13 protein-coding genes are annotated in these 13,326 nt (G+C 34.7%); 9 read left to right on the forward strand and 4 right to left on the reverse strand.

What is annotated here, in order from left to right:
- Positions 1-20 precede the first annotated feature (20 nt).
- The 3 genes from ACHMWN_RS15895 to ACHMWN_RS15905 all read left to right on the forward strand — a co-directional run bounded on the left by ACHMWN_RS15895 (position 21) and on the right by ACHMWN_RS15905 (position 2,662).
- The gene (locus ACHMWN_RS15895) at positions 21-812 is read left to right on the forward strand and encodes a hydroxymethylglutaryl-CoA lyase (protein WP_397303077.1); all 792 of its coding nucleotides are present in this window, start codon (positions 21-23) and stop codon (positions 810-812) included.
- Between the two features lie 93 nt (positions 813-905).
- On the forward strand, positions 906-1,082 hold the full coding sequence (locus ACHMWN_RS15900; RefSeq protein WP_397303079.1) for an RNA-binding protein: 177 nt from the start codon (positions 906-908) through the stop codon (positions 1,080-1,082).
- Positions 1,083-1,228: 146 nt separating this feature from the next.
- Positions 1,229-2,662: an aminopeptidase P N-terminal domain-containing protein gene (locus ACHMWN_RS15905; RefSeq protein WP_397303082.1), complete on the forward strand. Its 1,434-nt coding sequence runs from the start codon at positions 1,229-1,231 to the stop codon at positions 2,660-2,662.
- 294 nt (positions 2,663-2,956) lie between these two features.
- On the opposite strand, the gene ACHMWN_RS15910 is transcribed toward ACHMWN_RS15905, so the two are convergent.
- The 3 genes from ACHMWN_RS15910 to fbaA form a co-directional block, all read right to left on the reverse strand.
- Positions 2,957-3,382 (reverse strand): GNAT family N-acetyltransferase, encoded by a 426-nt coding sequence (locus ACHMWN_RS15910; protein WP_397303084.1) that lies wholly within the window; start codon positions 3,380-3,382, stop codon positions 2,957-2,959.
- Positions 3,348-3,854, reverse strand: coding sequence for a low affinity iron permease family protein (locus ACHMWN_RS15915; protein ID WP_397303087.1), 507 nt, complete (start codon positions 3,852-3,854; stop codon positions 3,348-3,350). The genes ACHMWN_RS15910 and ACHMWN_RS15915 overlap by 35 nt, the downstream gene beginning before the upstream one ends.
- Positions 3,855-3,985: 131 nt before the next feature.
- Positions 3,986-5,065: a class II fructose-bisphosphate aldolase gene (fbaA, locus tag ACHMWN_RS15920; protein ID WP_397303089.1), complete on the reverse strand. Its 1,080-nt coding sequence runs from the start codon at positions 5,063-5,065 to the stop codon at positions 3,986-3,988.
- A gap of 600 nt (positions 5,066-5,665) precedes the next feature.
- Here fbaA and accD point away from each other — a divergent pair.
- From accD to ACHMWN_RS15945, 5 genes are all read left to right on the forward strand, one after another.
- Positions 5,666-6,511, forward strand: a complete 846-nt coding sequence (gene accD, locus ACHMWN_RS15925; RefSeq protein WP_397303092.1) for an acetyl-CoA carboxylase, carboxyltransferase subunit beta — start codon at positions 5,666-5,668, stop codon at positions 6,509-6,511.
- Positions 6,512-6,761: 250 nt separating this feature from the next.
- Positions 6,762-7,400, forward strand: a complete 639-nt coding sequence (locus tag ACHMWN_RS15930) for a class I SAM-dependent methyltransferase (protein ID WP_397303095.1) — start codon at positions 6,762-6,764, stop codon at positions 7,398-7,400.
- 210 nt (positions 7,401-7,610) lie between these two features.
- A complete protein-coding gene (locus tag ACHMWN_RS15935) occupies positions 7,611-8,060 on the forward strand; it encodes a hypothetical protein (RefSeq protein WP_397303098.1) in 450 nt (149 codons plus the stop codon).
- A 326-nt stretch (positions 8,061-8,386) separates the two neighbouring features.
- Positions 8,387-9,247: an alpha/beta hydrolase family protein gene (locus ACHMWN_RS15940; protein ID WP_397303100.1), complete on the forward strand. Its 861-nt coding sequence runs from the start codon at positions 8,387-8,389 to the stop codon at positions 9,245-9,247.
- A 178-nt stretch (positions 9,248-9,425) separates the two neighbouring features.
- The gene (locus ACHMWN_RS15945) at positions 9,426-10,148 is read left to right on the forward strand and encodes a DUF3667 domain-containing protein (RefSeq protein WP_397303102.1); all 723 of its coding nucleotides are present in this window, start codon (positions 9,426-9,428) and stop codon (positions 10,146-10,148) included.
- 139 nt (positions 10,149-10,287) lie between these two features.
- Here ACHMWN_RS15945 and ACHMWN_RS15950 read toward each other — a convergent pair whose 3' ends face one another.
- On the reverse strand, positions 10,288-10,896 hold the full coding sequence (locus ACHMWN_RS15950; RefSeq protein ID WP_397303105.1) for a fibronectin type III domain-containing protein: 609 nt from the start codon (positions 10,894-10,896) through the stop codon (positions 10,288-10,290).
- 1,114 nt (positions 10,897-12,010) lie between these two features.
- Between ACHMWN_RS15950 and ACHMWN_RS15955 the strand changes: the two genes are divergently transcribed.
- Positions 12,011-13,168 carry a hypothetical protein gene (locus ACHMWN_RS15955; protein WP_397303108.1) on the forward strand — a complete coding sequence of 386 codons (1,158 nt, stop codon included), beginning with the start codon at positions 12,011-12,013 and terminating at the stop codon, positions 13,166-13,168.
- The last annotated feature ends 158 nt before the right edge of the window (positions 13,169-13,326 follow it).

The raw sequence follows: 13,326 nt of genomic DNA on the forward strand, positions 1-13,326 counted from the left end.
ATGAATGAACAAGTGAACCAATGAGCCAAAAAATAAAAATAGTAGAATGTCCACGTGATGCCATGCAAGGCTTACACGATTTTATTCCGACTGCCTTAAAAGCCCAATACATTAACCTTTTATTGCAAGTAGGCTTTGACACGATTGACTTTGGTAGTTTTGTTTCTCCAAAAGCAATTCCGCAACTGCGAGATACTACTGAAGTCTTGGCGCAACTAGATTTAAGTACAACTACATCTAAATTATTAGCTATTGTAGCGAATATAAGAGGCGTTGAAGCAGCTATTCAACACGATCAGATTACCTACCTCGGTTTTCCATTTTCCATTTCAGAAACCTTTCAACAGCGCAATACAAATTCGAGCATTGCTCAATCTTTAAACACCGTGGAAGAAATGCTTCATCTATGTGATAAACATCGAAAAACGGCAGTAGTTTATTTATCAATGGGTTTTGGCAATCCTTATGGTGATGAATGGAATGTAGAGATTATTGAAAAATGGGCAGAAGAATTAGTAAATAGAGGTGTACACATACTTTCTTTAGCAGATACAACCGGTGTTTCTACACCCGAAAAAATTGAAACCATTTTGCCAGTATTGGTAAAGAAATTCGATAAAACAGAAATCGGCATTCATTTACACAGTACTCCATTTACTCGATTAGAAAAAATTGAAGCCGCTTATAAAGCTGGCTGTACTCGTTTTGATAGTGCACTAAAAGGTTTTCGGCGGCTGCCCAATGGCAGCAGACGATTTAACTGGAAATATGGCTACCGAGGATTTGATTTCTTTCTTGCAAAGCAAAGATGAGCACTTAGGATTAAACATGGATAAATGGCATGAAGCGATGCTATTTTCATCCAAAGTTTTCTTGGGCAATTGAGCATCTAAATTTAATATCTAATGGATAAAAAAATAATTGACGGTGCTTCTTGTAATGTTATAGCTGGCACACATAAAGGTAAATCTGGTATAGTTAGAGATCTCAATACTAGTAAAACTGGACATTTAACGATCACGGTAGTACAAGAAAACGGGGTTAGATTTAAAACATTAGCCAAAAATGTAGTAGTAATTTAATTGTTTGGATTTCAATTTCATCAGCTGTATGCTAGCTCTATAAATTCAGTATTGTAAAATGTTTTATACCAATAATTTAAAACAATTGAATTTATATATATTTAAAAATCAGCAAAGCTGTTACCAAAAACTAAGCAAACAATATGATGAGAAAATTACTTACACTCCTGTTTATGGTATGTGTAGCGCAAACTACATTTGCCCAAGACCTTGAACCTACAGATTATTTTAGCAAAGATTTTCATGCACAACGCAGAGAAGCTTTGCGTAAAATTATGCCAGATAGTTCAGTAATGGTCGTATTTGCCTATCCAACACGAACTTTTTCAAATGATGTAGATTATCTCTATCATCAAAACCCAGATTTGTATTACTTTTCTGGATACAAAGAACCCGATGCAGTGCTATTTATTTTCAAAGAAGCACAAACAGACGACAAAGGCAATGCGTATAAAGAGTTATTTTTTGTACAGAAAAGAAATGCTCAACAAGAAAGCTGGACAGGCAGACGTTTGGGTGTAGAGGGTGTAAAAGAAAAGTTAGGTATTCCGATGGCCTTTAACGGAAGTGACTTTAAGGATTATGCAATCAACCTGTCTAAGTTCAAAAATATCATCTATAGTTTGCCAGCAACAATGGCACCATCTAAAACAGAATCTCCGCTTTTAGCTGGATTAGTGAATTCGTTTGTGAAGAAAGCGAATATCTCTTTGGACAATACATCAGATGTAAATACGGCTAGAAGGCTTTACTATAAATTAACAGGACAGTTAAGAGAAATTAAAACACCAGAAGAATTAGTAATGCTACGTAAAGCGGTAGAAATTTCTTGCCATGCACATACTGAAGTGATGAAAGCGGCAAACACCAATATGAGTGAGCTTGAAATACAAGGCATACAGGAATTTGTACATAAAAAATACGGTGCAGAGGAAGTAGGCTACGGTTCTATTGTAGGTGCTGGAGAAAATGGCTGTATTTTACATTATGAAACCAATACTAAAACAAAAGTTGGCAATTCTTTAGTGTTAATGGATGTAGGTGCAGAATACCATGGTTACAGTGCAGATGTTACGCGTACCATACCTGCAAATGGTAAATTTACAGAAAGTGAAAAACAGATCTATCAAATTGTGTACGATGCGCAAGAAGCTGCTTTTAAAACGTTGAAAGATGGTTCTACCTTTGGTGCAGCAAGCAATGCAGCCAATGAAGTTATTTCGTCGGGCTTATTAAAATTGGGTATTATAAAAGACAAAAAAGACTATAGAAAATATTATACGCATGGCCTAAGTCACCACATTGGGTTAGATGTGCACGATAGAAGTAGTTCAGGCACACTCCTAGCGAACATGGTGATTACTATTGAACCTGGTATTTACATTCCTGCCAATAGTGATTGTGATAAAAAATGGTGGAGCATAGGTGTACGTATTGAAGATGATGTATTAATTACAAAAGACGGTTATGAAAACCTGTCGAGCTTTGCACCAAGAAGCATTGCAGATATTGAGAAGAAAATGGCTGCCAAAAGCGTTCTTAATGACTTTGTTTTACCAAGTTTAAAATCAGGTAAATAATTAATTAAAGAGAATAATTGTCAGAAACAAACAAACTAAGAAGCTATTTAAATTTTGTTTCAGAATTATGTTATAGAGAATAGGTTGTCTAAGCGGGTCGTCATTTCGACCTTGTGGAGAAATCTTTTAAAGCTATTATTTCCAAAGATTTCTCCGCTCGCTGCGCTACGGTCGAAATGACGATAAGTACTTGGGTCGTCTTCGACGATATTTTTTACAACAGAAATTTAACAGTTTCTAAAAAAGCCATTCACAAATCATATGAATGGCTTTTTCAATTCTATAGCTTTAATGCTACACTTTCTTTACCATTTTAAAATGCTGAATACCAGCTTCCTCAAACTGATCTCCTTCGGCAACAAAGCCAAATTTAGCATACAAGCTCATGGCATCTAATTGCGAATTTAAATAAATGTAGTTCGCATCTGAAGGTAAATCATCTAAGGCAGTTGCAATTAAAGCTCTACCTACACCCTGCCCTCTAAATTCTTTTAACACGGCAAAACGTTCCAGTTTATATCCCTTATCCGTTTTACGCCAACGACAAGCGCCACAAGGTTGATGATCTGATAATGCTAAAAAATGTGTCGAAACATCTTCGTTTTCCCATTCTAATTCTGGTGGACAATTTTGTTCATCTACAAAAACGATTTTACGAATGGCGAAAACTTTTTCTAGTTCTTCTTTAGTTATTGCTTTTTGTACCTGTAGCGTGTCCATCTTTTTTAGTTTTTTTATAGTGTTTTATATTTTTCGACTTTTCTTGATTTAGTTCTTCAGCCGCATCAATAGAATGAGAGCAATGAATATCTGTCTCATTTTTAGCCAACATTGCTAATTTAACGTAATATTTATGAAGTTGGTCTAGTTCTTCTTCTGTTAAATCTTCAATATCAACCATCCTATTACTGGTATGTTCTTGTGCGGCAATTAATTCGTTTAACTTTAATTGAATTGCTTTACCATCTTTATTTTGTGCTTTCTGAATTAAAAAAACCATTAAAAAGGTAATAATGGTTGTTCCAGTATTAATTACCAATTGCCACGTTTCAGAATAATCAAACAATGGTCCTGTAACCGCCCATAAAATAACAATAGCGGCTGCACCAATAAATGCAGGTGAGCTTCCTGTAAATTTTGTAGCCGCATTTGCAAAACGTTCAAATAAGCTATTTCCTTTTTTCTTTTTCATGAGTTATTATTTTCTCTAAGTTGGCAATATTTAAGCAATAAATAATAGTGCAATAAAAAAGCGTAACAAGTTATTTATCCTGTTACGCTTTCCATTCTTAAAACAACCCGTCTAAGAAAATGTTTGCATTGCTACAATTTATCGTTTGCGTTGATGCAGTTTAAATCTTCAAAAGCACCAGTTAAACGTTTCACAAACTCTTCCTCGCCTTTGCGTAACCAAACACGTGGATCATAATATTTTTTATTTGGCTTATCATCTCCATCCGGATTACCAATTTGACCTTGCAAAAATGCTTCGTTCTTTTTGTAGTAATCTAAAATGCCTTGCCAAAATGCCCATTGCATATCCGTATCAATGTTCATTTTAATTGCTCCATACGAAATCGCTTCTCTAATTTCTTCTTGAGATGAACCAGAACCACCGTGGAAAACAAAATTGATTGGTTTCTCAGCAGTTAAGTTATATTTTTCTTTAATGTAATCTTGAGAGTTCTTTAAAATAATGGGCTGTAATTTAACATTACCTGGTTTATATACGCCATGCACATTACCAAAAGCCGCAGCAATGGTAAAGCGATCGCTCACTTTGCTCAATTCGTCGTATGCATAGGCAACCTCACTTGGTTGTGTGTACAATTTAGAGCTATCTACATCGCTATTATCTACACCATCTTCTTCTCCACCAGTTACCCCTAATTCAATTTCAATCGTCATGCCCATTTTGTTCATGCGTTTAAAGTATTCCACACAAACTTCCATGTTTTCTTCAATTGGCTCTTCAGAAAGATCCAACATATGCGATGAAAATAAAGGTTTACCCGTTTCAGCGAAGAATTTTTCGCCATGCGTTAAAAGACCATCAATCCAAGGCAATAATTTTTTAGCTGCATGATCGGTATGTAAAACTACAGCAACACCATAATGCTCTGCTAATAGATGTACATGTTTAGCTGCAGATACTGCACCCAATACACATGCATTTAAATTATCGTTATTTAATGTTTTACCAGCGTAAAACTGTGCACCACCATTAGAAAGTTGAATCATTACAGGAGAATTAACCGCTTTTGCAGTTTCCATTACTGCGTTAATCGTATTCGTTCCTGTAACATTTACTGCTGGTAATGCAAATTGATGCTTTTTAGCCTGTTCAAATAATTCCTGAACGGCTGCTCCGTAAATTACGCCTTTATAGCCTTTTAAACTCATTTCTATTTAAATTTGATATGTCGAAGTTATAAAAAAAAACAAGAAAACAATAATTTTTGCCTAAGTGTATTTTTTACAATAACTACCCTCACATTTTAGTCAATTGATGAATGATTGAATTGTTAAATGAATGTGAGTTCGATATAAGAAATAGTATTTAAATAGCAAACACAACGGCCGTGATTTAAAATTATTGACAGCTGAAACATATTTATAGGTTCTGTCGCTTCGCGGACAAACTTTTTTCCTGTAGATGAAAAAAGTATGCAAATACCGTAGCAAAGCGAAGCTCATTTATACCATTAAGAACATATAAGCTTATAAATAAAATCCACGACTGAGCCCAGCGCTATTAAAGTTAGCACTAAAGCTTATTGGTGCTTTCCGCACTGGACAAGGTCGATTTAGTAAAACGGAGAGATGCTACTTAGGCTTGAGATAGCTTATAAATACAAAATGCCTACCCCGAACTTAAGTTAAATTGGTAATTTTCAAAAGCCAACTAATGCCACACTCTAACAATCGAACAACCACTAGCACAATACTGTTTTTCTTAACTATTTTTTTTGTTTCTTTGTACTCGCATTTTTAACTAGTAACATGGCTTGGTTTAAGAGAGAAAAAAAAGGTATCAGTACCACAACAGAAGAAAAGAAAGAAGCACCAGATGGCTTGTGGAATAAATGTCCAAACTGTAAAAAAGCATTACACAGTGCAGATTTAATTGAAAACAAATACGTTTGTCACTATTGCGATTACCATTTACGAATAGGATCTAAAGAATATTTTCAAGTTCTTTTTGACAATAATGAGTTTACCGAAATGTTCGCTAATTTAACTTCTGGCGACCCTTTACACTTTAACGATAACAAACCTTATACCGAGAGAATAGTAGAAAGCCAAGTTAAAACAGGCTTAAAAGACGCTATTCGTGCTGCTCATGGTAAAGTTGATGGTCAGGAATTAATGGTTGCCTGTATGGACTTTGCGTTTATTGGCGGTTCGATGGGTTCGGTAGTTGGCGAAAAAATTGCTCGCTCTATCGATTATAGCATCAAAAATAAAGTACCGTTTTTAATGATTTCTAAATCTGGTGGTGCTCGTATGATGGAAGCAGCATTTTCGTTAATGCAAATGGCAAAAACATCGGCTAAACTGGCTTTATTAGCGCAAGCTAAAATTCCTTATATTTCTTTATTAACCGACCCTACCACTGGTGGTGTTACGGCATCTTATGCCATGTTAGGCGATATCAATATTGCTGAACCGGGGGCTTTAATCGGCTTTGCTGGGCCACGGGTAATTAAAGAAACGATAAAGAAAGATCTTCCTAAAGGATTTCAAACGTCTGAATTTGTATTGGAACACGGCTTTTTAGACTTTATTGTAGATAGAAGACAAATGAAAGCTAAATTGGCTAGTTTCTTGAAAATGATGAAGAATTAGGTTGTTCATTTGTTCACTAATTCATTTGTTCATTAGGCAAATTGCATAACTAATGACACTAATGAACTAATATACTAAAAAGCTCCTTTTGGGGCTTTTTTGCTTTATTAAGCAATTGAGCACTACTTACAATTCCAAAAAATTTAATAATCGGATGATAACTTTTATATTTGTTTATAAATGTTTACTATCCGATTAATTAGCACTAAGCCACGAGTTATAGGGCATTTTAACAGACGACAAACCAACGATGAACAGATATAAAGAAACATTTGACACTTGGAACAATATTGCTTCAATATACCAAGACAAGTTTATGGAAATGGACTTGTATAATGATACCTACGACTTTATTTGTACTTTTATTGACAAACCCAAAGCAAAAATATTGGAAATCGGTTGTGGACCTGGAAACATTACCAAATATCTTTTATCTAAAAGACCTGACTTTGAAATTTTTGGAATTGACATAGCTCCAAATATGATACGACTTGCAAAACAGAACAATCCGACTGCAAGTTTTGCTATTATGGACTGCCGAAAGATCAACACTCTTGACAAGAAATTTGATGGAATTATTGGTGGATTTTGTTTGCCATATTTATCGCAGACAGAGTGCAAAGAACTAATTTCTAACGCTTATGACTTGCTAAACTACGATGGCTTAATATATTTAAGTTTCGTAGAAGGTGAACCAGACAAATCTGAATTTAAAGTTGGTAGTGGCGGACGAGTTTATTTCAATTACTATAAATTGGACGACCTAAAAAAAAAACTGAAGAAGTTTAAATTTGAAGAACTAAAAACATTTAAAGTGAAGTACAAAATTTCAGAAACAGAATTTGAAATACATACAATACTGACTGCGAGAAAGAAAAACGCCCTATAACAAGGGTTTTGCATCAGGCATGCTGAAGTGGGAACTTGAAGCATTGTGCTTCTAATGAACTTTAGTAATAAATTGAAACTTTGTGCTTAGAACCCCGCCCGAACGTAAAGCCTCAAAACGTATTTCTATCCAAATGCTTGTTAAGTGACAATTTTTAGATTAACACGTATGATTTGAGAATCCAACATTTTATGTATAAAAAACTGAAAAATGGATAACAACTATTTACCAAAAACAGAAATTGAACTTGAAGATTGGATGAGCGAAAATTGTTTCAATTTCAACAGTTATTCAATAAATGGAAACAGTATTCATGAAGGTTTTGGAATTGACAAATCAGGTGGACTTTTTATTTGGTATTACACGGAACGTGGGAAAAAAGATAATTTAAAATACTTCAAATCAGAAATTGAAATAGTAGAATACGCTTTTAATCAAATTAAGTCTGATAAATGGGCGAAGACGCATTGTATTGGCTTTTCAACAGACATAAATAAGATTACAGAATTGAAAAGCGAATTGCAAAAAATGAATATAGAATTTTTTGAAGACAAAATACCTTATTTCGGAATAGACAGACCTGCATACAGAGTATTTGTATTAGGTTGTGACATTCAAAAAACAGAACGTTTTAAGGAAAAATATTTGACAGAAAAATAAAAACGTTCACAGACGGGCACCAGCAAGGGGGCGTTACGGCATCGTATGCCATGGTAGGCGATATCAATATTGCTGAACCGGCTTGCTGGACCACAGGCAATTAAAGAAATGATACGAATGAAGATTATAGTAAGAAGCTCCTTTGGAGCTTTTTTGATTTACGAAGCAAATGATCTCTCTTACAATTCCAAAAAATTTAATAATCGGATGTTAAACTTTTATATTCGTTTATAAATATTTACTGTTTAATTAAGTAGCGGTAAGCGGGTGAGTTAGCGGTAAGAATAATACAGATTACACAGAGAAGCAAAAAGGCATTTTAAAAAATGACAGAAATTTTTGTAGGAAGCAAACAATTGACGATTAGAGATGAAATCAAAAACATTTCATTCCCTGTTTTAGTCCACTACCCGACCAATGTGGCATCAAGACCTATTTCGTTTGGACCCTATGTGATGGATGTAAGTCCTGATGCAGAAATTATGAATGGCAAGTTTCCGTTAATAATCATCTCACACGGCAACGGAGGTTCACATCTTTTGTACAGAACAATCAGCACACATTTGGCAAAAAATGGGTACATCGTAGCAATGCTCGAACATTATGGGAATAATCGGAACAACAATACCTTAGAAAACACAATTGAAAATCTTGAAACTAGACCAAGACACGTTAGTTTAACAATTGATTTTCTACTTGCTGATAATTGGTTCAATAAAAATAGTGCCCAAAACAAAATTGGAATTATAGGTCACTCAATGGGAGGCTATACGGCATTGGCCTTAGCCGGTGGTGTGCCTAGAACAAAGGAAGGTGTCGTTGTAGAAGTTGTACCCGACTTCCGAATTAAAGCAATTGTATTACTCGCACCAGGAGCAGGTTGGTTTATGAATTCGCTAGAAAAAGTAACCATCCCAATATTAATGTTCACTGCTCAACATGATCCGATTACACCAAAATGGAATGGAGAGATTGTTTTGAATTATGTTCCTGACAAGTCCAAAGTCAAATTAATCGAAGTTGAAAATGCAGGACACTTTTCATTTTTAAGCCCATTTCCAGCGGCAATGAAAAACCCAAATTTTCTTCCATCAACAGACCCAGTTGGGTTTGACAGAGAAAAATTTCATAGCCAACTATCAATAGAAATACTTGACTTTTTTAACGACAAACTAAATAAAAATTAATCTGACGACAACTACCAGCCACTAAAAGGGTTTGCAAAACTGGATGGAAATTCTTTTTTGACCGTTCCAGTTTTCTAGTAACTTTACTGAGCCACCCAGCTCGCAATGAATCGAAACTTTAGCGATAATTTACAAACAGATAAAACAAAAGAACCGACAAAACATTTGACAATTTTAAATGAACTGCACAAACTGTAACACTGAAATAACCGCTAAATTTTGTCCAGAATGTGGGCAACCAAAAAGCTTAAAAAGAATTGACAGACATTATATCGTTCACGAAATTGAACACGTGCTCCATTTTGAACGTGGAATTTTATACACCATACGTGAACTCTCCATTAATCCGGGACTAAATATTCGGAAATACCTTTCAGAAAACAGAAGTCGACTGGTAAAACCTATCCTATTCATCATCATCACTTCTTTAATTTACACCCTTTTAAATCATTTATTTCATATTGAAGACGGCTTTGCAAACTATCAGCAAGCTAAAGGCGAAGCGCCGAGTGCTGTTGGTGATGCTGTAAAATGGGTGCAAGATCATTATGGTTATGCAAACATTATGATGGGAGTATTTATTGCCCTATGGTTAAAAGTGTTTTTTAGAAAATATACCTACAACATTTATGAAATTGTGATCATGCTTTGCTTTGCTATGGGCATGGGCATGTTAATTTTTTCAGTTTTTGTGGTTATCCAAGGGTTAACTCATTTCAATTTAATGACTTTTGCTGGTGTAGTTGGTGTTTTATACACTGTTTGGGTAATTGGACAATTTTTTGAAGCCAAAAAAAAGAGGAGTTACGTAAAAGCACTTATTGCCTATTTTTTAGGGATGATTTCATTTTGGATTTTTCCAATTCTCATTGGAACAGTGATAGATGTAGTAAACAAATAGTACATGAATAAATAAATAAGTTTTATCAAAAGCTCATTAGTTCATTGGTTTGGCAGTTTGCCTAATGAGCCAATGATACTAATGAACAAATGATAATGAACTTGTATTACTAATGATACAAGTGAACTAATGAACTATTTTACAAGATAAAACTCTTCAATACATCGCTGTAAATTCGTTCATCTGCACTTCCAGCAGCGGTAACCCTAAACTCATATTCCACTCCGCTAGTTAAGGGCTCTACCAGCACAGCGCTTTTGGTAGAAAGAAAGGTAGTCCATGTCTCCGTACCTACTACACGGTACTCATACTGATACATGCCAGCCCCATTCACTTTAGTCAACTTTATGGTCACCATGCCCTTATCTGTAGACTTTACCGTAAAACCAGTAGGTTTTGGCAAAATTCCAACTGGGTTACCCCCTTTCGATAAACTAAAACCAGAACTCAATAAAACCACTTCATCGTCATTGCCATAAATTAGTACATAATGAGATAATTTTAGTAAAAGAGCTTCTAGGTTTTCGCGAGCTTGGTTTTTTAAGGCTATTGCTGCTTTTCCCCCAGTTTCTGCATCACTTAATGCAGCGGTATAATCATTGTCTGCTGCCGTAATTTCCCCTAAAGATGGTACTGGTGCTGCAAAATTTGCATTTGCAGTCATGCTGTTAATAATAAATTTGGCTTTGTTACTGAATTCTGCATCACGGTAACGTGAAAAGCTAGTTATAATTTTTGATTTTGACATTTTCTATGTGTTTTGAATACCACAACAGCTCAGGTACTATCCTACTTCATTGATCATGAGCTAGAGTAGGTAAACTGCTATGGTGAGTTTTTTAAAAGATATATGATATAGTATTTCATCCGCTTTTAGCTAGTCAATTTGTCACGAACATTAAGCTATTGTTCATCAACATTGGCATTTTGTTCTTGTACATTACTATTTTGTTCATCAACATTAACCTTTTGTTCATGAACATTTTGGTTTTGTTCAACAACATTTTGGTTTTGTTCAACAACAATTTGCTTTTGTAGATGAACAATGACCCTTTGTTCAACAACATTTTACTTTTGTTCATCAACATTTCGCTTTTGTTCAACAACATTTTGCTTTTGTAGATGAACAATGAACTTTTGTTCATGAACATTTTGTTCATGTTAATCAGCATTGCGCTAATGTTCTTGAACATTTTGCTGATGTTCATCAACATTTCGCTTCTGCTGTCATTTAATTGGCTAACTTAATTGCGAATGAGGTAAAGATGATTTAAAAACTAAGGGGGATGACCTGCTTTTTGTTCGGGTAAAAGAACAACTATAAATAATAGATTGTCTTTAAGATTAAATTGGGCACTACTTACTTTTAACTCCATAGTTTTTATTTTTTGCTGTACAGCAAGTTTTAATACTTTATCTAGGGAGGATAAAAAGCAAGTGGTATTGTCGAATGTAATACTACCCTCTTTCTATTTCTAAAGTAGACAGTAAAATGAAGAAAGCAAATTCTCCATCTTTCGAGGTTTTAATTAGGAGTTAATTAAGTTTACATTAAAGAAAATGAAGTTGAAAAAAATAGGGATAGACCCAGTTTTCTTGTAGAATGTTAAAGTTTGTTAATGGTGGTTTATTGGGTACATATGTTCTAGGCTTATTCATTTCACAGCCATAAACCTGAAAAAGAGGTATAGGATTTATAGGTTATTTTTCAATACTTTTATACTAGAAAAGGATAACGTTTATCAGACCTATCTGCTGAAAAATGGGCGGATAGGTCTGACGACGTCAGACTTATATACAAGTATCTGCAACCCGTGACGAACATGCTAACTTGAAACCGACAGAGCAATATACGAACAAGAATGAAAGAAACGCTTAACGACTTGACAACGCTTTTTGACGAAGCAAAGCAAAAGAGGGAATTTGAATTTGTTCAGACACTCATCAACTATACAGGGATGGGTGCAAAAGAACTGTCAACCAACTTGCATGAATGGTTTGATGCAATTGAATTTTATAAAGGACTTTATTTTCAGTTTTCCAATAAAAAGAAAACAAGAATTGGGATACTACTATATTCAACATTTTTTGAAAACAGCGATTTCTATAACATACTCGGAAGTTTATGCAAAATAAAATTGGGTTATAAAGGTTCATCATACCTTTTCTGGAAAACAAAGAAATATGAAAGACTTTTAGGAATTGGAGAAAAGCGAGATTTTTTGGTTGAACTTTTGGACGATGCAGGAAAACTTAATATCATTTCCTTTTTTGAAGAAAATCACTATAAAGAAATCAGAAATTCATTTTTTCATTCTGCATATTCTTTAAGCGATGAGGAATACATACTTCACGACTCTGAACCAATTCGTATTGATGGTGTTGGACAATCCTCGTTCAATGTTGCAGAGTTTCTGTATCCAAAAATTGAGAACATTATTCAGTTCTTTGACGCATTTAAAAAATTATATTTAGATAGTTTTGCATCCTACCAAGCCGAAAAAGAAGTAGATGCGTTATTCCCTAACCCATGTAAAGCGACAATTTTAGGTTCCAAAGATGGACTTAAAGGTTTTAGAATTAAAAATTCAGTTCAGTTCTTTGGCGAGTGGCATGATTCAGGTGTTTGGTATGACGAGAAATACGACATGTGGGCGGGACATAACATCAGAATGAATTTTGCCAATGTAGAGACAATAGAAATACAGGAATCACTAACCAGATATGAAGGCAAAGAGGACATTAACCGAAGTGATTTGGAATTTCAAAATTTAGTAGATAAAATACTTGAAAGAGGTGATGCTAATGAAATTTACAGAGCAACACATTTACTTGTGAAATTTGGCGATGTTCGGTTAAAGAAAATGATTGCTGAGACAAATGGTTTTAAGCAAAGGAATTTTCCTAAAATCATTTTACCATTTTACCGACAAGCAGTTGAAGTCGGGTCAAAAATTATGGACATGACACAGGTGAAAAAAAATATTGAGAAACTTGAAAATTTTATGAACCCCCAATGAATTGGGCAGCAAGTAACACGGGTTTTGCGTCAGGCGGGCTGACGTGCAAACTTGGAGCTGTTGTGCTTCTATAACTTTACTAATAAAATTGAATCTTTGTGTTCCGAAACCCGCCCGAACGCAAAGCCCAAAACGTTATCGGATATTTGAAAACATTG

It is taken from the genome of Pedobacter sp. UC225_61, from assembly GCF_044452285.1.
Classification (GTDB): domain Bacteria; phylum Bacteroidota; class Bacteroidia; order Sphingobacteriales; family Sphingobacteriaceae; genus Pedobacter.

Excerpts from the sequence above, each read along its gene's own strand:
- ACHMWN_RS15915 (WP_397303087.1), bottom strand. The coding sequence starts at position 3,854 with ATGAAAAAGAAAAAAGGAAATAGCTTATTTGAACGTTTTGCAAATGCG.
- ACHMWN_RS15900 (WP_397303079.1), top strand. The coding sequence starts at position 906 with ATGGATAAAAAAATAATTGACGGTGCTTCTTGTAATGTTATAGCTGGC.
- ACHMWN_RS15940 (WP_397303100.1), top strand. The coding sequence starts at position 8,387 with ATGACAGAAATTTTTGTAGGAAGCAAACAATTGACGATTAGAGATGAA.
- ACHMWN_RS15945 (WP_397303102.1), top strand. The coding sequence starts at position 9,426 with ATGAACTGCACAAACTGTAACACTGAAATAACCGCTAAATTTTGTCCA.
- ACHMWN_RS15935 (WP_397303098.1), top strand. The coding sequence starts at position 7,611 with ATGGATAACAACTATTTACCAAAAACAGAAATTGAACTTGAAGATTGG.
- ACHMWN_RS15955 (WP_397303108.1), top strand. The coding sequence starts at position 12,011 with ATGAAAGAAACGCTTAACGACTTGACAACGCTTTTTGACGAAGCAAAG.
- ACHMWN_RS15895 (WP_397303077.1), top strand. The coding sequence starts at position 21 with ATGAGCCAAAAAATAAAAATAGTAGAATGTCCACGTGATGCCATGCAA.
- ACHMWN_RS15910 (WP_397303084.1), bottom strand. The coding sequence starts at position 3,382 with ATGGACACGCTACAGGTACAAAAAGCAATAACTAAAGAAGAACTAGAA.
- accD (WP_397303092.1), top strand. The coding sequence starts at position 5,666 with ATGGCTTGGTTTAAGAGAGAAAAAAAAGGTATCAGTACCACAACAGAA.
- ACHMWN_RS15905 (WP_397303082.1), top strand. The coding sequence starts at position 1,229 with ATGAGAAAATTACTTACACTCCTGTTTATGGTATGTGTAGCGCAAACT.
- fbaA (WP_397303089.1), bottom strand. The coding sequence starts at position 5,065 with ATGAGTTTAAAAGGCTATAAAGGCGTAATTTACGGAGCAGCCGTTCAG.
- ACHMWN_RS15950 (WP_397303105.1), bottom strand. The coding sequence starts at position 10,896 with ATGTCAAAATCAAAAATTATAACTAGCTTTTCACGTTACCGTGATGCA.
- ACHMWN_RS15930 (WP_397303095.1), top strand. The coding sequence starts at position 6,762 with ATGAACAGATATAAAGAAACATTTGACACTTGGAACAATATTGCTTCA.